This window comes from Actinomyces urogenitalis (assembly GCF_002861525.1).
GTDB classification, from domain to species: Bacteria; Actinomycetota; Actinomycetes; order Actinomycetales; family Actinomycetaceae; genus Actinomyces; species Actinomyces urogenitalis.
This window is the reverse complement of sequence record NZ_PKHA01000009.1, coordinates 62,483-81,876: the sequence shown is the minus strand read 5'-3', so window position 1 is coordinate 81,876 and position 19,394 is coordinate 62,483. Positions and strand designations below refer to the sequence as shown.

Genomic DNA, 19,394 nt, shown 5'->3' with positions numbered 1-19,394 from the left:
CGTCTGGCGCCCCACCGTCGCGATGGCGGCGTGTTTCGACGACTGCGGCGTGCTTTGGGTGACTGTGGCGTGGCTGCCGGCGGCGTGCCTGGGTGACCCCACCGTCCCGATAATGACGCGCATCGGTCATGGCGGCGTGCATCGGCGACTGCGGCGTGCTTTGGATGACTGTGGCGTGCTTTGGATGACTGTGGCGTGCCTGCCCACGGCCCGTGCGGGCAGCGGATCCTGCTTTGAGACGCACGGTTGTCGATTGCTACGTGCCCTGTTGATTGGTGCGTGCCTGCCAGCGCCTGACAAGTACGCACCAATCAGCAGAACGCCGGTCCAGTCAGCAAAGCACGCCCCAACGAGATGAAAGCACGCCGCTAGGTGGACTATGCGCGGCGCGAGGTCGGTGGTGGTAGGACGGGCAGGCGTCTGGAGGCGGGCTGGCTTCCGTGGGCAGGCGGGTGGCGGCAGGGCGGGCTGGCATCGGCAGGCAGACCAACGGCAGTAGGAAGAACCGGCGCCTGTGGCCGGGTCAGCGTCGGCAGCCTGCCGCAGGCAGACACCCTGCCAGGTCCGCTCCTCCTCGCAGCAGCATTTGCGACCTCCCACGGAAGAGCACTGAGCTGAGCTCCTCTCGATCAGCCCCGTTAGACCAGCCCCTCTAGACGAGCCCTTCTAGGAGAGCCCCTCTAGACGAGCTGCTCGCCGGACAGGTACAGCCGTAGGCTCAGCGCGTCCAGGGTCGTGGTGTCCCCGGGGCGGTCCTGACGGCAGTCTGTCATACCAGTCCGCGCGGCCTGCGCCTCCACCGAGGCCGCCACATGCGCCCGGCCGGCGGGCCCGCGCCCAACCCGGCGCGCCAGCGCGAAGGCTGAGGTGTGCGGGCGTGGTACCGCCCACGAGGAGTCCCAGGTCAGGTGCCAGTCGCGACCGTGCGCGCCAGGCAGCGTCACCTCCACCTGGTCCAGCGAGCCGTTGATGACCACGAGCAGGTCGTCATCGCCTACCGGGGCGCCCGAGCGCAGCATCTGGACCACGCGCGTGTGCGGGTTGTGCCACTGCGCGGTCTCCATCGCCTCACCGTCCCCGCGGTACCAGGCCAGGTCCGCGATCGTGTCCTCGCCCACCGGCTGACCGGTGGCGAAGACGGTCGGGCGCATGACGGGATGCTCACGGCGCAGCCGCAGCAGGTAGCGGGTGGTGGCCAGGATGTCACGCTGCCAGGTGGCCAGGTCCCAGTCGTACCAGGACACCGGCGAGTCCTGGCAGTAGGAATTGTTGTTCCCGCCTTGGCTACGGCCGATCTCGTCCCCGCCCAGCAACATGGGCGTGCCCGCCGAGACCAGCAGCGTGCCCAGCACATTGCGGGTGGAACGGCGCCGCAGCACCTCGATCGGGCCGCCGTCCATGCCCTCAGGCACCGGTCCCTCGAAGCCGTGGTTCCACGAGCGGTTGTCATCGGTGCCGTCGCGGTTGTCCTCCCCGTTGGCCTCGTTGTGCTTGTAGTCGTAGGAGACCAGGTCGCGCAGGGTGAAGCCGTCGTGGGCGGTGACGAAGCTGACGCTGCCCAGCGGTCCGCGGCCACCGGGGTACTCCCCACCGGAGAACAGGTCCGCGCTGCCTGACAGCCGCGTGGCCAGGTCCCGCAGATCCGAACCGGGCAGGCCCTTGGCCAGGGCGGAGACGTCAGAGAGCCAGAAGGAGCGCACGGTACCGCGGTAGCGGTCGTTCCAGTCGTGGAAGGGGTCGGGGAACTCACCGGTGCGCCACCCACCCGGCCCCACGTCCCAGGGCTCGGCAATGAGCTTGGCACGCTGGAGCACCGGGTCCGTGGCCATGCCGATCAGCAGGGCGTGGCGCGGGTTGAACTCCGAGCCCTCACGCCCCAGCGTCGCCGCCAGGTCAAAGCGGAAGCCGTCCATGCCGATCTCGCTGACCCAGTAGCGCAGGGAGTCCAGCGCCAGCTGGACGGCCCGGGTGGAGCGGAAGTCCACGGTGTTGCCGGTGCCTGTGACGTCGGCGTACTGGGCGGGGCGACCGGGGGAGTGGAGGTAGTACTCCAGGTTGTCCAGGCCACGCAGGCTCAGGCTCGGTCCGTCCACGCCCGACTCACAGGTGTGGTTGTAGACCACGTCCATGATGACCTCGAGCCCGGCCTCGTGGAGGATCGAGACCATGCCCCGCAGCTCGTCAAGCACGGCCTGCGGGCCGGCCTCGCGCGCGGCGGCGGTGGCGTAAGAGGCCTCGGGGGCGAAGTAGCTGAGCGTGGAGTAGCCCCAGTAGTTCGTACGCGAGTGCTTGAGGAGAAAGACCTCGGAGAAGGAGGCCTGGATGGGCAGCAGCTCGATCGTGGTCACCCCCAGGGAGGTGAGGTAGCTGATCGTCGCTGGGTGGGCCAGACCGGCGTAGGTACCGCGCAGCTCAGGCGGTACCCCGGGCATGTCATGGGTCAGGCCCTTGACGTGGGTCTCGTAGACCACGGTCTGCTCCGGCGCGGTGCGGGGGCCGGGCACCACCGGGAAGGCGGGTGGGCCGGTGACCACGCCGATGGCCACGTGCCCGGCGGAGTCCAGGGGTGAGGGCGTCATCGGCTGGGATAGCGGGCGCAGCTGCTCGTCGACCTCGTGGGCGAAGATTTCCGGGCCCAGCTGTGGGGCGCCTTCAAGCGCCCGGGCGTAGGGATCGAGCACAAGCTTGTTCGGGTTGGCGAGAACGCCCTCGTGAGGGCTCCACGGTCCGTGGACGCGGTAGCCGTAGCGCTGGCCTGCCCCCACGCCGGGGACGAAGGCGCCCCACGCCCCGCGCCCGGGCCCGTGCATGCCGATCCGCTCCTCAGCCAGGACTCGGCCGGTGCCGTCGGTGCGCAGCAGGCACAGGTCGACGGCGGTGGCGTGAGGGGCGACGACGACGAAGCTGGTCCCGTCGGCCTCGATGGTGGCGCCCAGGCGTGTGCGGTCGCGGGCGTCCTCGGGGCTGAGGGCTGCAGGCAGCACGGTGGGCGAGTCAGACATGCCTGTCATTGTCTCCGTAGTCCGTGGGACGAACAACCTGGAGGCAGTGCTGTGTCACACGTATGGCAGGTTGCGGGCCTTCTCATGGCCGGGCTCGTGGGCCAGGACCGGGCTCGGCCATGAGCGCGTCCGTGGGGTGCGGTGCGTCTCAAGCGGCCTCGGCCCCCTGGTGCTTGGGAGCGGGTATGGCAACCTTGGCTGCATGAAAATCGTCGTCTGCATCAAGCACGTCCCCGACGTCCAGTCCGATCGCCGCATGGAGGACGGGTTCCTCGTGCGAGGCGAGGAGGACGTCCTCAACGAGCTTGACGAGAACGCCGTCGAGGCTGCGGTGTCCCTGGTCGAGGAGCTGGGCGGTGAGGTCGTGGCCCTGACCATGGGTCCCGAGGACGCTGAGGACGGCCTGCGCCGCGCCCTGCAGATGGGGGCGGACTCCGGCGTGCTGGTGAGCGACGAGTCCCTGGCGGGGGCCGACGTCGTGGCGACCGCCCGCACGCTGGCTGCTGCGATTGCACGCATCGGTGGGGTGGACCCGGCCTCGCCGCGCGAGGAGGACCAGGCGGCTACCGGTGACGTCGACCTCGTCATCACAGGCATGGCCTCGCTGGACTCAATGACCTCGATGCTGCCCGGCGCGCTCGCCGCAGCCCTGGGCGTGCCGGCCCTCACCCTTGCCAGCGCCCTGGAGGCGAGCGACGACGGCGAGGTGCTCGTCACGCGTGCCACCGGCACCCTGCGCGAGGTCCTGGCCGCCCCGACCCCGGCGCTGGTCTCGGTGACGGACCAGGCCAACGAGCCGCGCTACCCCAACTTCGCCGCTATGCGCGCGGCCAAGAAGAAGCCCGTGGACACCTGGGACCTGGCCGAGCTGGGTCTGGAGGCGGGAGCCGGGCCGGCGATCGCCGTCGTCGACTCCGAGGCCCGACCGGCTCGCGAGGCCGGCATCATCCGCACCGACGCCGGCGAGGCAGGCCGTGACCTGGCCGCCTGGCTGGTGGACAACAAGCTGGTGTGAGCCGGGCGCGCCCCGCACACCCGCACGCGAGAGACTGAAGAAGCGATGACTGACATGCTCACTGACCCGATCCTCGTCCTGGTCGACCTTGAGGCCCCTGCTGACGCCCCCGGTGGCCTGGGGGCCGCCCAGACCACTGACACCCGTCCCACCGGCCCTGCGCTTGACCTGCTGGCTGGAGCCCGGCACCTGACCAGTGGGGAGGTCGTCGCCCTCGTGCTGGGAACGGTGGGTGCTGACGCCTCCGCCCTGCTGGCAGCAGCCGGCGCCACGCGCCTGCTCGCCGCCGAGCTGGAGGGGGCTCAGGCCCTGGCCGGCGTGGCGGCGGACGCCCTTGTCGCTGCCGTGCGCCGCGTGCGCCCGGCTGCCGCCCTCGTGGTCTCGGACTACCGGGGCAAGGAGCTGGCCGGTCGCGCCGCCGTCGTGCTGGGCTCGGCCGCCACCTGTGACGTGGCCGAGGTTGAGGTGCGCGACGGCGCGCTGCACGCCTCCAGGCTCGTGCTGTCCGGTTCCTGGTCCACGACGATGCGCCTGACCTCTTCCGGCGAGGCTGCCCCGGTCCTGGCCGTGCGGCCTGGCGCCTTCGCCGCGGCGGGCATCGAGGGCGGGGACCTGGACCGCGAGGTGCGGCCGGAGCCGTTGGCCGTGGAGGTGCTTGACCCCGCGATCAGCCCGCAGTCCCTGTCCGTGCGCCTGGTCTCGCGTGAGCAGGCCTCGGTCGCCTCGGGGCCGGACCTGGCTCAGGCGCGCACCGTGGTGGTCGGCGGACGCGGCGTCGACGGCGACTTTGACCTGGTCCACTCGCTGGCGGACCCTCTGGGCGCGGCCGTGGGCGCCACGCGCGTGGCCTGTGACGAGGGGTGGATCGAGAGCAGCGCCCAGATCGGCCAGACCGGGTTGTCGATCGCCCCGCGCCTGTACATCGGCCTGGGCGTGTCCGGCGCCGTGCACCACACCAGCGGTATCCAGGGTGCGGGCACGATCGTGGCTGTGTGCGACGACTCTGAGGCGCCGATCTTCGAGATGGCGGACTACGGCGTCGTCGGTGACGTGCGGGAGGTCGTCCCGCAGCTGGTTGAGGAGCTGGCTCGGCTGCGCGACTGAGCGTGAGCGAGACGGGCCTGGCGCCTTCGGGGGTGTCAGGCTAGCCTTACCTGAGACATCAGCCGTCCCAGGAAGAGGAACCGTGACACCCTCGGCCAAGCCCTCCCCGTCTGACCGTGCCGATCGCCCGGCCGAGCAGCCGCTGGTGAGTCCGCTTGACGTGGCCTCGCGACGCATGGCGCGCAGGCTCCTGTCCGGGGCAGGCTGCGCCACCGTGACCGCATACCGCTTTGCCGAGGCCGAGTCGCTCATCGCCCTGCACGCCCTGGACACGGACGGGCGGATTCTCGTGGCTGCCCACCCTGGAGCCGGGCATGCCCTGGCTCAGGTGGGTTGCGCAACAGCCACCGAGGTCCGGCTCGACGTCACCCTGGAGGCCGCCGAGGCGGGGCTGCGCATCACGACGGCGAGCGCTCACTTGCTGGGCACCCTCACCTGGCTCGGGGAGGCCGAGACTGAGCTCGTGCTCGCCGGGGAGGCGGCCGGCTGCCACTGCCCGATCACGGGTGAGGATCCCCTGTTGGAGCTTGCTTCGCTGGCGCAGGCACCAGGAGGGCGCCTGGGCGTCATCGAGACCGGGCGGGTCATGGTCCATGACGCCCTGGGCGTGTCCGGGCACGCCATGACCGAGGTTCTTGACCCGGACGCCGCGGGCTCCCCGGCGCTGCTGTGGAGCGCCTTCGATGAGGTCAGCGCCCAGGAGGAGATCGGCGAGCTGGGCGACGGCGCGCTCGACGTCCTGTGCTCGGGGGTTGCCGAGGGTACCGTGCCCGGCCTCGTGTGCTCCCACCGACCGGCTCAGGGCCTGTGCTCCTCGCTGTGGGGGCGCGTGCTGTGCGTGGACGTGGCGCCGGACGCGGTCACGCTCATGCGGCTGAGTCGCAGCTGCGTGGACACGATCCTGGTCCAGCTGCCGTCAGGTACCCAGCGGGCCTGTCAGGTGGCGCCGGTCCTGCGGCAGATGGTCCAGGACGCCTTGGTGGCGCAGCTGCTCGGTTCCTGAAGGTCTGCGCTCAGCGGGCCTCGTAGGACAGGCAGGCAGCCTTGTCCTGGCCGATCGAGATCGCCTCGGCGGTGCACATGAGGTCGGCGTTGTGGACGCACTCCAGGCGCTGGCAGGCGCCGACGTGAGCCTCGGCCACGGGCAGTCCGCCGCGAGCGTCGAGGTTGATGAAGGTCGAGCAGGCGGCCTCGCCGTCAACGGTGATGGCGAAGGCGGTGCAGCCGCCGTGGTTGAAGGCGCAGGTGGTGGTGGCGCAGGACTTGATTGCAGTGACGGTCGACATAGTCGGTTCCTCTCCTAGCGGCCGATGGCCGGTGCGGTTGTTGTTAATCGAGGGTGGCGCGGTGTCCAGCGGTGGGCAAGTGACGAAATTCGTCAACTCCCTTGAGTCAAATAAAACGTTGAAATGACAGGCGAAAAATGGCATGCATAACTAAAGTGACGGAGTCTTTTCGTAAAACCGGAGGCCCGTTCTTGCGCATGTGCCGTATTTCTTAATGAGATGAGCCGAGCCTTGCTGAGGAGAACCTGCCCAGACGGCAGGCAAGGTGCTCCGATCCTCAGCCGGAGGATGGTCAGGCGCATCCGCAGGACTCGCCGGTCTCCAGCCTCATGGGGAACAGCGTCAACGTGGCCTTGCGCTGCGGCTCGGTGACGGCATCGACGGCGGCCGCGGCCATGGCCTCGAAGGGCTGGGTCAGGGTGGTCAGCCGCGGGGTACTCATGAGGACCGACTCCGTGCCGTCGGTGGAGACCAGGGCCATGTCCCGGGGCGCGGTCATGCCCCGCTCCCACAGGGCCCGCAGGGCGCCCAGGGCCAGCAGGTCGGATCCGGCGAGCACCGCCGTCGGCGGCGTGGGGGTGTCCAGGAGCTGGAGCATGGCGCGCCGGCCGGCGACCCGGCTCCATTCGGTGGTCTCGATGAGGACCTGGGGGAGGTCGTGCTCGGCCAGCGCGGCCTTCCAGCCCCGGACGCGGCCGTTGAGGTCCCAGGAGTCGAGCGGGGCCATGAGCAGGGCGATGCTGGTGTGCCCGTGGCCGATGAGGTGGGTCACCGCCTGCCGGGCGCCGTCCTCAAGGTCGGCTCCGATCGTGTGGTGGCTGGCTGAGGGGGCGGCGGCGCACAGCAGCGCGGTGGGCAGGTGGCGTGTGAGGTGGTCGTAAGCCTGGGGCGCCTTGGTGGGGGAAATGATGAGCCCGTCCACGCCGCGGTCGATAAGCGCTGTGATGAGCTCGTCCTCGCGACGGGGCGAGGCGTCGGTAGTCATGAGCAGGGTGCCGTAGCCCGCCTGGTCGGCCGCGGTCGCCACGTGCTCGACTAGCTCGGCGTGGTAGGGGTTGCGCGCTCCTGGCGCGCAGACGCCCAGCAACCGGGAGGCTCCTGAGCGCAGGGCCCGCGCCGAGGCGTTGGGGCTGTAGCCAAGCGCCTGGATGGCTGCCTCCACGCGCTCGCGGGCTTCGGGTGAGACCGGGCGGGGGCCGTTGTTGACCACGTAGGAGACGACGGCGGTGCTCACGCCGGCCGCGCGGGCGACGTCAGCCTGGGTCGGTGAGGCAGGGCGGTGGTCCGGGGTCATCTCGTGGTTCTTCGGTGGCGGTGGCTGGTACGGGCAGCCTAGCGGGGAGTGGGGCTGGGGCCGTTGTGCGGAACGAACCTGTGTGGAAAGGGCTTCCACGAAGCATTCTATGCGTATAGAGTTCGAGGTGCGACCGGGATCGGTCGCCGTGGCGGCGTCGAGGCGGACGGCCGCTTGTGGATGAGAGCTCACGAGAACAAGGACCACGCATGAAGCTGACTCGTACCGTGCACCTGCGCCATGACGGCACCTCGCTTGTGCTGGCGACTGACCCCTCGGGCCTGCCCACGGTTCCCTACTGGGGTGCCGATCTCGGCCCGCTGGATGAGGAGGCACTGGCCGCGCTGGAGGACGTGATCGCCCGGATGAAGGTGGACAACGATCCGGACCTCGTCACGGCGCCGAGCATCCTGCCGGCGGCCTGGACCGGCTGGTCGGGGCGGCCGGGGCTGGTCGGGCGCCGCGCGGACGGCACGGCCTGGTCCCCGCGCCTGACGGTGACCAGGGTGGTGGCTCGCAACGCTGAGGGCGGCGAGGAGGAGGTCGTGGAAGGGACTGTCCGGTCCCTGGAGGGCGCCAGCCTCGTCGTCGAGATGGCGGACGCCGGTGCGGGGCTGGACCTGAGCGTGGAGCTCGATGTGGCTGCTGGCGGCGTCGTCCAGGCGCGGGCCACGCTCACCAACGAGGGTGAGGGGGAGTACGCGCTGGAGGAGCTGAGCCTGGCGCTGCCGGTGCCCCTGGAGCACGATGACGTCCTGGACCTGACCGGGCGGTGGGGGCGTGAGCGCAGCCCCCAGCGCCACCGTGCGACCTTCGGCACCTACCTGCGCGAGGGCAGGCACGGCCGCACAGGCTTTGACGCCACCGGCGTCCTGGTGTGCGGCCAGGAGGGCTTCGACTTCCGTGGGGGCGAGCTGCGCGGGCTGCACGTGGCCTGCCCCGCCAACCACCGCACCTACTTGGACCGCCTGCCTGAGGGCTACCAGGTCCTCGGTGGCGGTGAGCTGCTCATGCCCGGCGAGGTCAGCCTGGCACCCGGCGAGTCCTACACCGGCCCGTGGCTGCACTTCGTCCACGGCACCGGCCTGGATGAGGCAGCCCAGCGCCTGCACACCTGGCAGCGCAGCCTGGACACCTCGCCGTCGCCCGAGCGGCCGGTGACGCTCAACGTGTGGGAGGCCGTCTACTTTGACCACTCCCTGCCCACCCTCCTGCGCCTGGCGGACCTGGCCGCAAAGGTGGGCATCGAGCGTTACGTGCTCGACGACGGCTGGTTCGGCTCGCGCCGTGACGACACCTCTGGCCTGGGCGACTGGGTGGTCTCCGACGAGGTGTGGCCGGACGGGCTGGGTCCGCTGGTGGACCACGTGACCGGGCTCGGGATGCAGTTCGGGCTCTGGTTCGAGCCGGAGATGGTCAACCTCGACTCCGACGTCGCCCGGGCTCACCCGGAGTGGATCATGGCGGCGGGCGAGGAGCTGCCGCTGAGCTGGCGCCACCAGTACGTGCTCAACCTGGCGATCCCCGAGGCCTGGGAGCACGTGCACTCGCAGATGGACGCCCTGCTGACCGAGTATCCGATCTCCTACATCAAGTGGGACCACAACCGTGACGTCTTCGACGGCGGGGACCGCACCCGTGGTGGGCGCGCCAGTGTCTCGGCGCAGACCCGGGCGGCGCTGGCCCTCATGGACCGCCTGCGTGCTGACCACCCCGGTCTGGAGATCGAGTCCTGCTCCTCCGGCGGGGCGCGGATCGACCTGGAGATGGTGCGCCACACCCAGCGCTTCTGGGTCTCCGATGACATCGACCCGCACGAGCGCCAGTCGATCGTGCGCTGGACCCAGCAGCTCATCGCCCCCGAGCGCCTGGGGACCCACGTGGCCTCCCACCGCTCGCACACCACCGGCCGCCAGCACGACGTCAGCTTCCGCGCCTGCACCGCCTTGTGGGGACACATGGGGGCTGAGTGGGACCTGACGAGCGTGACCCAGGACGAGCTTGACGCCCTGGCGCTGTGGGTCGACTATTACAAGAAGCACCGCCACACCCTGCTGACCGGGAAGGTCTACCGCGACGAGATCGGGGATGCGACCATGTGGCTGCACGGCGTGGTCGCGCAGGACGGCTCGGAGGGTGTCTTTGAGGTGGCCTGTCTGGAGCGCAGCCCGCTGGCGCACCAGGGGGTGCTCCGCCTACCGGGTCTGGAGAGCCGGTCACGCTACCGCGTGCGTCCGCGTGTGCTGGGGCAGGCGCCGAGCGGCCTGGTGGCCCCGCCGTGGTTCAACGACGGCGAGGGTGTGGTGGTCACCGGTGCCGTCGCGGGCAGCGTCGGCCTGGTGGCTCCGGCACTCAACCCTGACCAGGCGCTGCTCATCGAGATCGAGCGGGTCTGACGCCTTCGCCGCGACCTGGGTCCGCCTGAGCTGCGTGCTGAGGCTGGCCCAGGCTGATCGCGCTGGTTCTCTTTCGTCTCCGGCCCGGCGGTAGTCCGCGACACCATGGCGTCGCGGACTACCACCGGGCCGGAGGTCTGTCTGTCCACGGGAGGGGTTGACGAGCACACCCGATTGTGTCACTGTATTAATGCACCAATACAGATGGGAGGTGGGGAGCCTGATGCAGATTGACGACTCGCGCCCGATCTGGGTCCAGCTCGTCGCCGAGTTCCGCCTGCGGATCGTCTCGGGCCAGTGGGCGCCGGGAAGCAAGATCCCCAGTGTGCGCGAGCTGGCCTCAAGCGCCGGCGTGAACCCCAACACGGTCCAGCGTGCGCTTGCCGCGCTTGACCGCACGGGGCTGACCGCAGCCGAGCGCACCGCCGGACGCTTCGTCACCGCTGACGGTGCTGTCCTGGACGCAGTCCGTGCCGAGCTGGCCACCGAGGCCACCGACGCCTACCTCACCTCCTTGACCGGGCTCGGTATGAGCCTGGAGGAGGTTACCCGCCTGCTCGCGGTGCGCTGGTCCGATCTTCATGCCGAAGGAGAGAACACATGACCCCCGCCGACTCCCAGCCCAGCGGCGCCATCCCGCTGGTTCCCGGATCAAGCGGCCGCAGCGCCGTCGTCGTGCGTCACCTGACCAAGCGATTCGGGACGATGGCGGCGCTTGACGACCTCAGCCTGACCCTGCCGGCAGGCCGCGTCACCGGCCTCATGGGCTCCAACGGCTCAGGCAAGACCACCCTGCTCAAGATCCTGGCCGGTGTGCTGTCCGACTACGACGGCGAGGTGAGCGTGGCCGGCTACGCGCCCGGTCCGGCGTCCAAGGCTCGCGTCGCCTTCCTCCCCGACGCCGCCTTCCTGTCTGAGTCCTTGACCGCGTCAGCAGCCACTGACCAGTTTTCTCGGCTCTTCGCCGACTTCGATCAGGACAAGGCACGTGAGCTGGTCCGTCACTTCAAGCTGCCTCAGGACCGCACGCTCAAGGAGATGAGCAAGGGCATGGGGGAGAAGCTGCGGATCGCGCTGACCATGTCCCGCCGTGCCGAGGTCTATCTCCTGGACGAGCCGATTTCCGGGGTGGACCCTGCCACCCGCGAGGTCATTCTCGACGGCATCCTGGCCGACTTCGATCCCGAGGCCCTCCTGCTCATCTCCACCCACCTCATCGCCGACGTCGAATCCATCGTGGACTCGGCCGTCTTCCTCGATGCCGGCCGGCTGCTGCTGGCTGGCGACGCCGACGACCTGCGCGAGAAGCACGGCATGGGCCTGGACGCCCTGTTTAGGAAGGAGTACCGCTGATGCTTGCCACGCTGCTCAAGGAGGAGGTGATCCTCAAGGGGCGGACCTATGGCCAGGTCTTCGCGATCTTAACGGTCGCAGGCCTGGGAGCCTCAGCAATCGGGGCGGTGCCGGCACACATGGGGGCCGATTCCCTGACCACGTTGACCTTCGGCGCCAGCATGGGCGCGTTCCTGATCGCAATTCCGATCATTGTGGTCAGCGAGCTGATCGACTACTGGCAGTCAATGTACGGCCAGCGTGGTTATCTCACGATGGCTGTTCCGGCTCGGGGACGCGAGGTCTTCGGCGCCAAGGTGCTCTTCAGCCTGGCAGCGAGCCTGGTCTCAGTGGTCTTCGCTACCCTCGGCGTGACGGCAGCGGTCCTGGTCAGTGCCTGGGCTCGCGGGGCGGAGGTCAGTAGCGTCTTCGCTCCGCTGCGTGAGGTCATCGACGGTATCGGGGTTGGGTTCTTCTGGGGCTTCGTGGCCTTCCTCATCCTGCAGATGCTGGCCTGGATCGTCATCATCGAGGCGGTCATGTCCATTGGTGCCAAGGCCAGGTGGAACCGCATGGGGCTTGGTGCGCCGGTGATCGGCGTTCTCGCGGTCTACCTCATCGGCCAGGTGCTCACGGTGGCGGCCATCATCGTCGTGCCAGTCGGCTTGGACCTGCCGAGCCATCAGATCGTGTGGGAGGGGTCGTTGCCCTCCATGGTGGCGACGTGGGGCACGGGTGAGGATCCCTCGGTCCTGGGGCTGGGCTTCCTCCCGGTGCCGCTGGTCCTGGCAGCAGTGCTTGCCTGGCGGGCGGTGCCAGCGATTGAGAAGCACACGAGCCTGCGCTGAGCCGGTGAGGCGTCCTGGCTCAGGCGACGGTTGCCTGGGCCAGGACCTGCTCGCCGTCTGCACCGCCATAGACGACGACGCTCTGCCCAGCCGCGAGGCCCCGCAGCGGCTCGTGCAGCCGGGCGTGCAAGGTGGTCGACGACGGGTCAACAGTGACGTCAGCCGACACCGGCCGGCCGTGGGCGCGCACCTGCACGGCGACGCCGGCCCAGCCCATGCCGGCTTCGGTCACGCCGGGGGCTGCCTCACCCGGACTCTCCGGACCTCCCTGGCCGCCAGGGCTCTGGGTGCGCAGCGTGGCCGGTCCCAGCGCGGTCGGGTCCGCCAGCAGGACCAGGGCGTCAGCCTCGATCTCGTGTCGGGAGAGCAGCTCGCGCGGGCCTACGACGACCTCGTTGGTGGCCGGACGCGTGGCGATGACGTAACGCGGCTGGCCATCGGGTGCTGGGCGGGTCAGGCCCAGTCCCTTGCGCTGGCCGACGGTGAAGCCGAAGTAGCCCTCGTGCGTGCCCAGGACCTCACCGTCCGGGCTGACCAGCGTGCCCTCCTGGGTGCCGAGCGAGCGCTGGAGGAAGCCACGGGTGTCGCCGTCGGCCACAAAGCAGATGTCATAGGAGTCCGGCTTGTCCGCTACCGGCAGCCCGCGCTCGGCGGCCTCCGCGCGCACGGCAGCCTTCGAGGGGGCATCACCCAGGGGAAAGAGCGCTCGGGACAGGCCCTCACGTCCGGAGACAGCCAGCACGTAGGACTGGTCCTTGGCAGCGTCAGCCGCGCGGGACAGGCACAGGTCGTGGGTGTCTCCGGGGCGTCCCGAGCTCGCGCCCCCGGTGAGCCGGGCGTAGTGGCCGGTGGCCACGGCGTCGAAGCCCATCGCCAGGCCGCGCTCCAGCAGGGCGTCAAACTTGACCCGCTCGTTGCAGCGCACGCAGGGGTTGGGTGTGCGTCCTGCGCGGTACTCGGACAGGAAGTCCGCCACGACCCTGTCCTCGAACTCCTCAGACAGGTCCCACACGTAGAAGGGGATGCCGAGGATCTCGGCGGCCCAGCGTGCGTCCGCGGAGTCCTCGATCGAGCAGCACCCGCGTGAGCCCGAGCGGGTCTGGGCACGGTGACGGGTGAGCGCCATATGGACTCCCACCACCTCGTGCCCGGCCTCCACCGCGCGTGCAGCGGCGACGGCGGAGTCAACTCCGCCTGACAGCGCAGCGAGCACGCGCATGGTTCCTCCTGACGTCGGTGGCCTGGCGCGGCGAAGCGACAGACAGGCCGGTAGCCGGGGCGTCGTTCCCGGGCTCACGGGAGCCTAGCCTCCGTGCCTGGCCACTGGCGAGGGGTGGGGCCGTGACCTTTCAGACCTGATGGCAACCGGCCTTGAGCGGGTTGACCTCGATGCCCTGGACACGGCTCGTGCGGGTTCAGCCTGCGCTGCCTCGGCGTAGGGCACTTGCCCGACGCGCCACCTCCAGAGCGTGAGGCAGCGCCGCCAGCAGCCGGTCCACGTCCTGGGCCGTGGTGGCTCGACCCATCGTGGCGCGCAGGGTGGAGCGCGCCGTCGCCTCGTCATGGCCCATGGCGAGCATGACGGCGGAAGGCTGGGTGACCCCGGCGTGGCAGGCTGAGCCGGCCGAGGCGTCGATGCCGGCCAGGTCCAGGTCCATGAGCAGGGCCTCGGAGTCAGCCCCCTGGCAAGTCAGATGCGCTGTGCCGGGCAGGTGAGGGGCCTGCACCGGCAGCGTCGCACGCACGCCGGGCAGCGCTGTTGCGCCAGCCAGCAGGTGGGCGCGCAGCTTCTCTAGGCGCGCGGCCTCCCTCTCACGCTCGGCCACAGCCAGCTCCAGGGCCAGCGCCAGGGCACGGGCACCGACGACGTCCTGGGTTCCTGAGCGGATCCCACGCTCCTGGCGGCCGCCGCCTGCAGCCGGGGTCAGGGCGACCTCACGGCGCAGGACGAGCACGCCGACGCCGACTGGTGCCCCGAGCTTGTGCCCGGACAGGGATAGCGCGTCCAGGTCCCAGGCATTAAAGTCAACGGGCAGGTGAGCGACGGCGGCCACGGCATCCGTGTGGACCGGGACCCATTCAGGGCCGCCACGACGCGCCCCGGGGCTCGCCTGCCGCACGGCGGAGACGATCCCGGCCACGTCCTGGACCACGCCGGTCTCGTTATTCGCCGTCATGACGCTGACCAGGGCCGTGCGTCCGGGATCGAGCGCCGAGGCGGCCCGGGCCGGGTCCACCCGCCCAGCCGCGTCCACACCCAGCACCGTGAGCTCGGCGCCCAGGGACTGCGCCACCCGGGCGGAGTCCGCCACAGCCGGGTGCTCGACGCCGCTGATCACGACCTGCGGACGCTCCACGCCAGCGGCGCGGGCTGCCATGACCCGGCCGATGACAGCCAGGGAGTCCGCCTCCGAGCCGCCTGAGGTGAACAAGACCTCGTGGGGGCCCGCGCCCAGGGCCTGGGCGACTCGTGCACGAGCCTGCGACAGCAGGGCGCTGGCGCGTCGACCTGAGGCGTGCTGCGCCGACGGGCTTGCCCACCCGCCCAGGCCTGAGCCCAGATCCTGCGCGACCTGCTCGGCGACCTGAGGGCGGACGGGGGCTGAGGCGGCGTAATCGAGGTAGACGCGCCCATCTCCACGCGGCGTTGTAGCCGCCTGCCCTAGGGCAGGGGAGGGCCGTGAGGCCGGGGGAGGCGCGGTGTGAGCGGACATGGCACCAGGGTAGGCGGGGCCACTGACGCGAACTGTCGCGCCTAGGCTTCAGGCATGCAGACACTCCCGCCGCCGGATTCAGGAACCTGCCCCCAGACCCCGGCCCCTGAGCTGTCCCTGGCGCGCAGCTGCACCGACCGTGACGCCGCCCGGCGCAGCGAGCCGGGCCTGCTGGAGCGCCTGGCCGCTGACCCCGCTACCCGCCTGGTCCTCGTTGACGCCCGCGGCCGCGTTCACCTCGATGCGCCGGCCGCCCACCCTGACCTGCCTGCCGACGGCCTGACCCCGGCACAGGCCGGCTCACCCGGATTCACCTCCGCCCAGGGCGCACCGAGCCTGGCACCGTTGTCAGCCACGGACCTCGACCTGGCGGGCCTGGTGACCTTCTACCTCGGGCAGGCTGACGGCGTGAGCTGGGTGGCCGCCGTCGTCCCGCCTGAGAACGAGGCCGCTCAGCCCGGCGACGCCGAGGGGGCCGCGCGCTCGCGGCCTGACCTGGCCGCGCTGACACAGCGTTACCCGGCCTCGGCGCTGCGTGCGGTGGGGGCCGCGATGACGGCGCACGACGTCGGGCTGGTGACCCCGGCCGTCGCCCTGGCCACCTGGCACGCCAGCGCCCCGTACTGCGCGGCCTGCGGGCAGTGCACGCAGATCGTCCAGGCCGGCTGGGCACGTCAGTGTCCGGGCTGCGGTGCGCTGTCCTTCCCGCGGACGGACCCCGCCGTCATCATGGCCGTCACCGATGAGCGTGACCGGATCGTCCTGGTCCACGGCGCCGCGTGGCAGCCCGGCCGCTACTCCACGGTGGCCGGCTTCGTTGAGGCCGGTGAGAGCGCGGAGGCGGCGGTGGTGCGCGAGGTGGCTGAGGAGACCGGGCTACGGGTGGCGCGGGTCGAGCACGTGGCCACCCAGCCCTGGCCCTTCCCACGCTCCCTCATGCTCGGCTACCGCGCCTGGCTGGAGCCCGGCCAGGTTACGGCCAGGCCCGACGGCGAGGAAGTCACTGACGTGCGGGTGCTCAGCCGGGACGAGCTCGACCAGGCCGTGAGAAAAGGCACGCTCGTCCTGCCCGGGAGGACGTCGATCGCGCGCATGCTCATCGACCGTTGGTACGACGCGGTGCAGTGACCGCTGTCCCCAGGCGGGGACGGGGCGGGCGTGCGGGAGCGGGCTGTGATTGATGTCGGTGGATCGTGGCAGGCTGTCACCGATGAACCAGCCAGCCAGCGCTCCACGTCTCTCGACGCCGCGACCTCGCAGCCCCGAGGAGCTTCTTGACGCCTTGGACCCGGACCAGCGTGAGGTCGCTGAGCACCTGGAAGGGCCGATGTGCGTGCTGGCAGGAGCCGGCACCGGAAAGACCCGGGCCATCACCTACCGCATCGCCTACGGTGCGGGAGTCGGCGCCTACCAGCCCAGCCAGGTCCTGGCCGTCACCTTCACCCAGCGGGCGGCCGGGGAGATGCGCTCGCGGCTGGCGGACCTGGGGGTGCCCCTAGTCCAGGCACGCACCTTCCACTCCGCGGCGCTGCGTCAGCTGGACTACTTCTATCCCACGGTGATCGGCGGGCGCAGGCCCCGCGTCCAGGAGACGAAGGCCGGTCTGGTCATGACGGCGGCCCGGCGCCTGGGGCTTCCCAGCGACCGCGCTTTCGTGCGAGACCTGGCTGCCGAGGTCGAGTGGGCCAAGGTGACGATGACGCGTCCGCAGACCTACGCCCAGCGAGCTGTGGAGGCCGGCCGCACCGCGCCCGGCGGGCTGGACCTGGACACGGTGGCGCGACTGTATGAAGCCTACGAGGAGGTCAAGACTGAGAGCGAGGTCATCGACTTCGAGGACGTCCTGCTGCTCATGGTGGCGGTGCTGCGCAGCCGGGAGGACGTGGCGGCGCAGATACGTGGCCAGTACAAGCACTTCGTGGTGGACGAGTACCAGGACGTCTCGCCCCTCCAGCACCGTCTGCTCCAGCTGTGGCTGGGGGAGCGGCGCAGCCAGCTGTGCGTGGTGGGGGACGTGTCCCAGACGATCTACTCCTTCACCGGGGCCACTCCCCGTTACCTCACCGGCTTCGCCTCGGAGTATCCCGGTGCCCGCACCGTGCGGCTGACGCGGGACTACCGCTCGACCCCACAGGTGGTCTCGCTGGCCAACCGGGTGCTCTCACGTCCACGGCGCTCGGGCCGGCTGGCGCTGCCGGCCGGAGCGGTTGAGCTGGTGGCTCAGCGTCCCAGCGGTCCGGCCGTGCGTTTCACCGACTACGAGGATGACGTCTGCGAGGCCGAGGGCGTGGTGGCTCAGGTCCGCCGGCTGCACACGGCCGGGGTCCCGCTCAGCGAGATCGCGGTTCTCTACCGTACCGCGGCCCAGGCCCCGGCCATTGAGCAGGCTCTGGCCGAGGCCGGTATCGGGCGGCTGGTGCGGGGAGGAGCACGCTTCTTCGAGCGCGAGGAGGTGCGTACCGCCATGCGACGCCTGCGCGCGGCGGCGACGACCGAGCGCGGTCAGCTCAGCGGGGACGTGGGTGAGGACGCACGCACCGTACTTGCGCGGGTCGGCTGGGCTCCTCAGCCTCCCTCACCCCGCGGTGCTATGCGCGAGAGGTGGGACAGCCTCAACGCCTTGGTTGAGCTGGCGGACGATCTTGCTTCCACGCGCGGGGCGGACCTGGGCGGACTGGTCCGTGAGCTGGAGGAACGGGCTCAGGCCCAGAACGCCCCTGCCGTTGAGGGCGTGACGCTGTCCACGATCCACGCGGCCAAGGGACTGGAGTGGGACGCCGTCATCATCGTCGGGGTCACGGACGGACTGCTGCCGATCAGCCTGGCCGAGGGGCCGGAAGGGATCGAGGAGGAACGGCGCTTGCTCTACGTGGCTGTCACGCGTGCGCGCGAGCACCTGGTCCTCAGCTACGCCCGGGCGCGCGCCACCGGCTCACGTGCCAGCCGCAAGCCCTCACGCTTCCTGACCGGGATCTGGCCGACGGCGGAGCCCACGCCGCCCCGTGCCGCCAAGCTCTCCTCGCCCAGGTCCTCCAGGCGTCAGGCAGCTGCCGAGTTCGAGGCGGAGAATGACGCCTCGACCGTGGCCCTGTTCGAGGAGCTGCGCCGCTGGCGTGGGGAGGTGGCCAGCAGCAAGTCCGTGCCGGCCTACTCCGTCTTCGCAGACTCGACCCTGCGACTCATCGCCATCCTCAAGCCCTCGACCCTGCCGCAGCTGTCCGCCGTCCACGGGGTCGGGCCGGTCAAGCTGGCCGAGTACGGGGACGCCCTCCTGCGGGTGGTGCGCGAGCATCACTCGTCCTGAGCACCCTGGACTGCTGCAGGGGCGGCTGTTGAGAGGCTGTCTGGCTCCTGCTGGACAGCCTGGCGCGTGAGCGAGCACAGGCACTGCGGGTGAGGCTGCCACTGGCGGACCACCCCCAAGGGCTTGAGCGCGCTGATATCCACGCTCAGGCCCCGCCAGGCGCCGGGGTTGTCCACCAGGCACTCCAGCACCGCGCGCGTGGCGACGGCGGCAGCGTGGTGAATCAGCAACCTCTCTAAGGGTGGGGCAGGCAGCAGACGTGCCTGGGTGGCGAGCGCCGGCCAGCACGGGTCCGCCTCGCACTCCCACAGCTCCAAGCAGGTTCGGCACACGGGTGACGAGTCGTCAAAGAGCGGACCAATGCTGACCGTCAGCTCGCTGACGGTCAGGCTCAGGTGCGGTACTCCGGCCTGGGTGAGGGCGCGCTCGCGGATCGGATCGATGACGTAGGGGTCGATGAGGACAGCAAGGTCGGGGCCGGAGGGCTTGTCGGTGAAGCTGCGTAGCAGGGGGAAGGAGGACTCCAGGCTTGCTGCCAGACCGGCGTCCTCGGTGAGAATCGCGCCGACCCCGCTCTCGGCGAGCAGGCCCGCCAGCTCCGCGGTGAGCGGGCCAGCGCCCAGGAGCGCGACGGTGCACTCACGTAGCTGGCGGACACGCTCGGTAGGCGAACGCACCAGGTGCTCCCAGTAGGACTCGTCGCAGTCATGCGGACGGTCCTTGTCCGGTAGGAGGACTCCCTCGCTGCGCAGGAGGCGAACCAGCGCGTGGGCGCGGGCCAAGGGCGTGTGGGTGGCGCGTGAGGCCCGGTAGATGTCCTCAGCGCTGGCTCCGTCCTGGAGGCGGAAGAGCAGATGCTGCTCGCAGTCGGTCAGATCGTCAAGGACGAGTGCCTGGGCGGGATCGACGCCGATCTGGCACTGCCCCGGACCACGCCACAGCACCGGAGACTGACCTCGTACACGCAGCATGACAACCTTCCTGCCTCGCCCACCGCTGAAAGTGGCCGTATCCGGGAGAAGGACTCGGCGTCTTCAGGCGTGAGCTGAGCCTCGCACCCCGGTGCCGTTGTGGCCAGAGGAAGGAGAAGGGTTGTGGA

General features: G+C 70.5%; 15 protein-coding genes. 9 read left to right on the top strand and 6 right to left on the bottom strand.

From position 1 onward, the window contains the following. Positions 1–680: 680 nt before the first annotated feature. Positions 681–3,011 carry a glycogen debranching protein GlgX gene (gene glgX, locus CYJ26_RS08600; RefSeq protein ID WP_006549228.1) on the bottom strand — a complete coding sequence of 777 codons (2,331 nt, stop codon included), beginning with the start codon at positions 3,009–3,011 and terminating at the stop codon, positions 681–683. A gap of 193 nt (positions 3,012–3,204) precedes the next feature. Here glgX and CYJ26_RS08595 point away from each other — a divergent pair, with 193 nt between their 5' ends. From CYJ26_RS08595 to CYJ26_RS08585, 3 genes are all read left to right on the top strand, one after another. Beyond that, positions 3,205–4,017 (top strand): electron transfer flavoprotein subunit beta/FixA family protein, encoded by an 813-nt coding sequence (locus CYJ26_RS08595; RefSeq protein ID WP_034236090.1) that lies wholly within the window; start codon positions 3,205–3,207, stop codon positions 4,015–4,017. 45 nt (positions 4,018–4,062) lie between these two features. Continuing rightward, positions 4,063–5,121 (top strand): electron transfer flavoprotein subunit alpha/FixB family protein, encoded by a 1,059-nt coding sequence (locus CYJ26_RS08590; RefSeq protein WP_244902053.1) that lies wholly within the window; start codon positions 4,063–4,065, stop codon positions 5,119–5,121. 82 nt (positions 5,122–5,203) lie between these two features. Further along, complete coding sequence (locus CYJ26_RS08585; protein WP_244902052.1) at positions 5,204–6,124, top strand: hypothetical protein; 921 nt, start codon at positions 5,204–5,206, stop codon at positions 6,122–6,124. A gap of 10 nt (positions 6,125–6,134) precedes the next feature. Here CYJ26_RS08585 and CYJ26_RS08580 read toward each other — a convergent pair whose 3' ends face one another. Continuing rightward, complete coding sequence (locus tag CYJ26_RS08580) at positions 6,135–6,407, bottom strand: DUF1540 domain-containing protein (RefSeq protein ID WP_006549233.1); 273 nt, start codon at positions 6,405–6,407, stop codon at positions 6,135–6,137. 292 nt (positions 6,408–6,699) lie between these two features. Then, a complete protein-coding gene (locus tag CYJ26_RS08575; protein ID WP_101638271.1) occupies positions 6,700–7,701 on the bottom strand; it encodes a LacI family DNA-binding transcriptional regulator in 1,002 nt (333 codons plus the stop codon). Positions 7,702–7,910: 209 nt separating this feature from the next. Here CYJ26_RS08575 and CYJ26_RS08570 point away from each other — a divergent pair, with 209 nt between their 5' ends. The 4 genes from CYJ26_RS08570 (at position 7,911) to CYJ26_RS08555 (ending at position 12,277) form a co-directional block, all read left to right on the top strand. Beyond that, positions 7,911–10,097 carry an alpha-galactosidase gene (locus CYJ26_RS08570; RefSeq protein WP_101638270.1) on the top strand — a complete coding sequence of 729 codons (2,187 nt, stop codon included), beginning with the start codon at positions 7,911–7,913 and terminating at the stop codon, positions 10,095–10,097. Positions 10,098–10,320: 223 nt separating this feature from the next. After that, the gene (locus tag CYJ26_RS08565; RefSeq protein ID WP_034236088.1) at positions 10,321–10,701 is read left to right on the top strand and encodes a GntR family transcriptional regulator; all 381 of its coding nucleotides are present in this window, start codon (positions 10,321–10,323) and stop codon (positions 10,699–10,701) included. Next, positions 10,698–11,450 carry an ABC transporter ATP-binding protein gene (locus CYJ26_RS08560; RefSeq protein ID WP_006549238.1) on the top strand — a complete coding sequence of 251 codons (753 nt, stop codon included), beginning with the start codon at positions 10,698–10,700 and terminating at the stop codon, positions 11,448–11,450. Before CYJ26_RS08565 ends, CYJ26_RS08560 begins: the two co-directional genes overlap by 4 nt. Continuing rightward, positions 11,450–12,277 (top strand): hypothetical protein, encoded by an 828-nt coding sequence (locus tag CYJ26_RS08555; protein WP_006549239.1) that lies wholly within the window; start codon positions 11,450–11,452, stop codon positions 12,275–12,277. The genes CYJ26_RS08560 and CYJ26_RS08555 overlap by 1 nt, the downstream gene beginning before the upstream one ends. Before the next feature lie 19 nt (positions 12,278–12,296). Here CYJ26_RS08555 and mnmA read toward each other — a convergent pair whose 3' ends face one another. Then, on the bottom strand, positions 12,297–13,496 hold the full coding sequence (gene mnmA, locus CYJ26_RS08550; protein ID WP_006549240.1) for a tRNA 2-thiouridine(34) synthase MnmA: 1,200 nt from the start codon (positions 13,494–13,496) through the stop codon (positions 12,297–12,299). 196 nt (positions 13,497–13,692) lie between these two features. Then, entirely contained in the window at positions 13,693–14,991 is a 1,299-nt protein-coding gene (locus tag CYJ26_RS08545) for a cysteine desulfurase family protein (protein WP_006549241.1), read from the bottom strand. A 54-nt stretch (positions 14,992–15,045) separates the two neighbouring features. Between CYJ26_RS08545 and nudC the strand changes: the two genes are divergently transcribed. After that, positions 15,046–16,119, top strand: a complete 1,074-nt coding sequence (gene nudC, locus CYJ26_RS08540; RefSeq protein WP_006549242.1) for an NAD(+) diphosphatase — start codon at positions 15,046–15,048, stop codon at positions 16,117–16,119. 82 nt (positions 16,120–16,201) lie between these two features. Beyond that, positions 16,202–18,295 (top strand): ATP-dependent helicase, encoded by a 2,094-nt coding sequence (locus CYJ26_RS08535; protein WP_040319763.1) that lies wholly within the window; start codon positions 16,202–16,204, stop codon positions 18,293–18,295. Here CYJ26_RS08535 and CYJ26_RS08530 read toward each other — a convergent pair. After that, positions 18,283–19,266 (bottom strand): hypothetical protein, encoded by a 984-nt coding sequence (locus CYJ26_RS08530; protein ID WP_050765676.1) that lies wholly within the window; start codon positions 19,264–19,266, stop codon positions 18,283–18,285. The two genes, CYJ26_RS08535 and CYJ26_RS08530, sit on opposite strands and share 13 nt — an antisense overlap. Positions 19,267–19,394: the final 128 nt, after the last annotated feature.

Bases quoted from the DNA above. Each gene is read 5' to 3' on its own strand.
- glgX (WP_006549228.1), bottom strand. From the start codon at position 3,011: ATGACAGGCATGTCTGACTCGCCCACCGTGCTGCCTGCAGCCCTCAGC.
- CYJ26_RS08595 (WP_034236090.1), top strand. From the start codon at position 3,205: ATGAAAATCGTCGTCTGCATCAAGCACGTCCCCGACGTCCAGTCCGAT.
- CYJ26_RS08590 (WP_244902053.1), top strand. From the start codon at position 4,063: ATGACTGACATGCTCACTGACCCGATCCTCGTCCTGGTCGACCTTGAG.
- CYJ26_RS08580 (WP_006549233.1), bottom strand. From the start codon at position 6,407: ATGTCGACCGTCACTGCAATCAAGTCCTGCGCCACCACCACCTGCGCC.
- CYJ26_RS08575 (WP_101638271.1), bottom strand. From the start codon at position 7,701: ATGACCCCGGACCACCGCCCTGCCTCACCGACCCAGGCTGACGTCGCC.
- CYJ26_RS08570 (WP_101638270.1), top strand. From the start codon at position 7,911: ATGAAGCTGACTCGTACCGTGCACCTGCGCCATGACGGCACCTCGCTT.
- CYJ26_RS08565 (WP_034236088.1), top strand. From the start codon at position 10,321: ATGCAGATTGACGACTCGCGCCCGATCTGGGTCCAGCTCGTCGCCGAG.
- CYJ26_RS08560 (WP_006549238.1), top strand. From the start codon at position 10,698: ATGACCCCCGCCGACTCCCAGCCCAGCGGCGCCATCCCGCTGGTTCCC.
- CYJ26_RS08555 (WP_006549239.1), top strand. From the start codon at position 11,450: ATGCTTGCCACGCTGCTCAAGGAGGAGGTGATCCTCAAGGGGCGGACC.
- mnmA (WP_006549240.1), bottom strand. From the start codon at position 13,496: ATGCGCGTGCTCGCTGCGCTGTCAGGCGGAGTTGACTCCGCCGTCGCC.
- CYJ26_RS08545 (WP_006549241.1), bottom strand. From the start codon at position 14,991: ATGTCCGCTCACACCGCGCCTCCCCCGGCCTCACGGCCCTCCCCTGCC.
- nudC (WP_006549242.1), top strand. From the start codon at position 15,046: ATGCAGACACTCCCGCCGCCGGATTCAGGAACCTGCCCCCAGACCCCG.
- CYJ26_RS08535 (WP_040319763.1), top strand. From the start codon at position 16,202: ATGAACCAGCCAGCCAGCGCTCCACGTCTCTCGACGCCGCGACCTCGC.
- CYJ26_RS08530 (WP_050765676.1), bottom strand. From the start codon at position 19,266: ATGCTGCGTGTACGAGGTCAGTCTCCGGTGCTGTGGCGTGGTCCGGGG.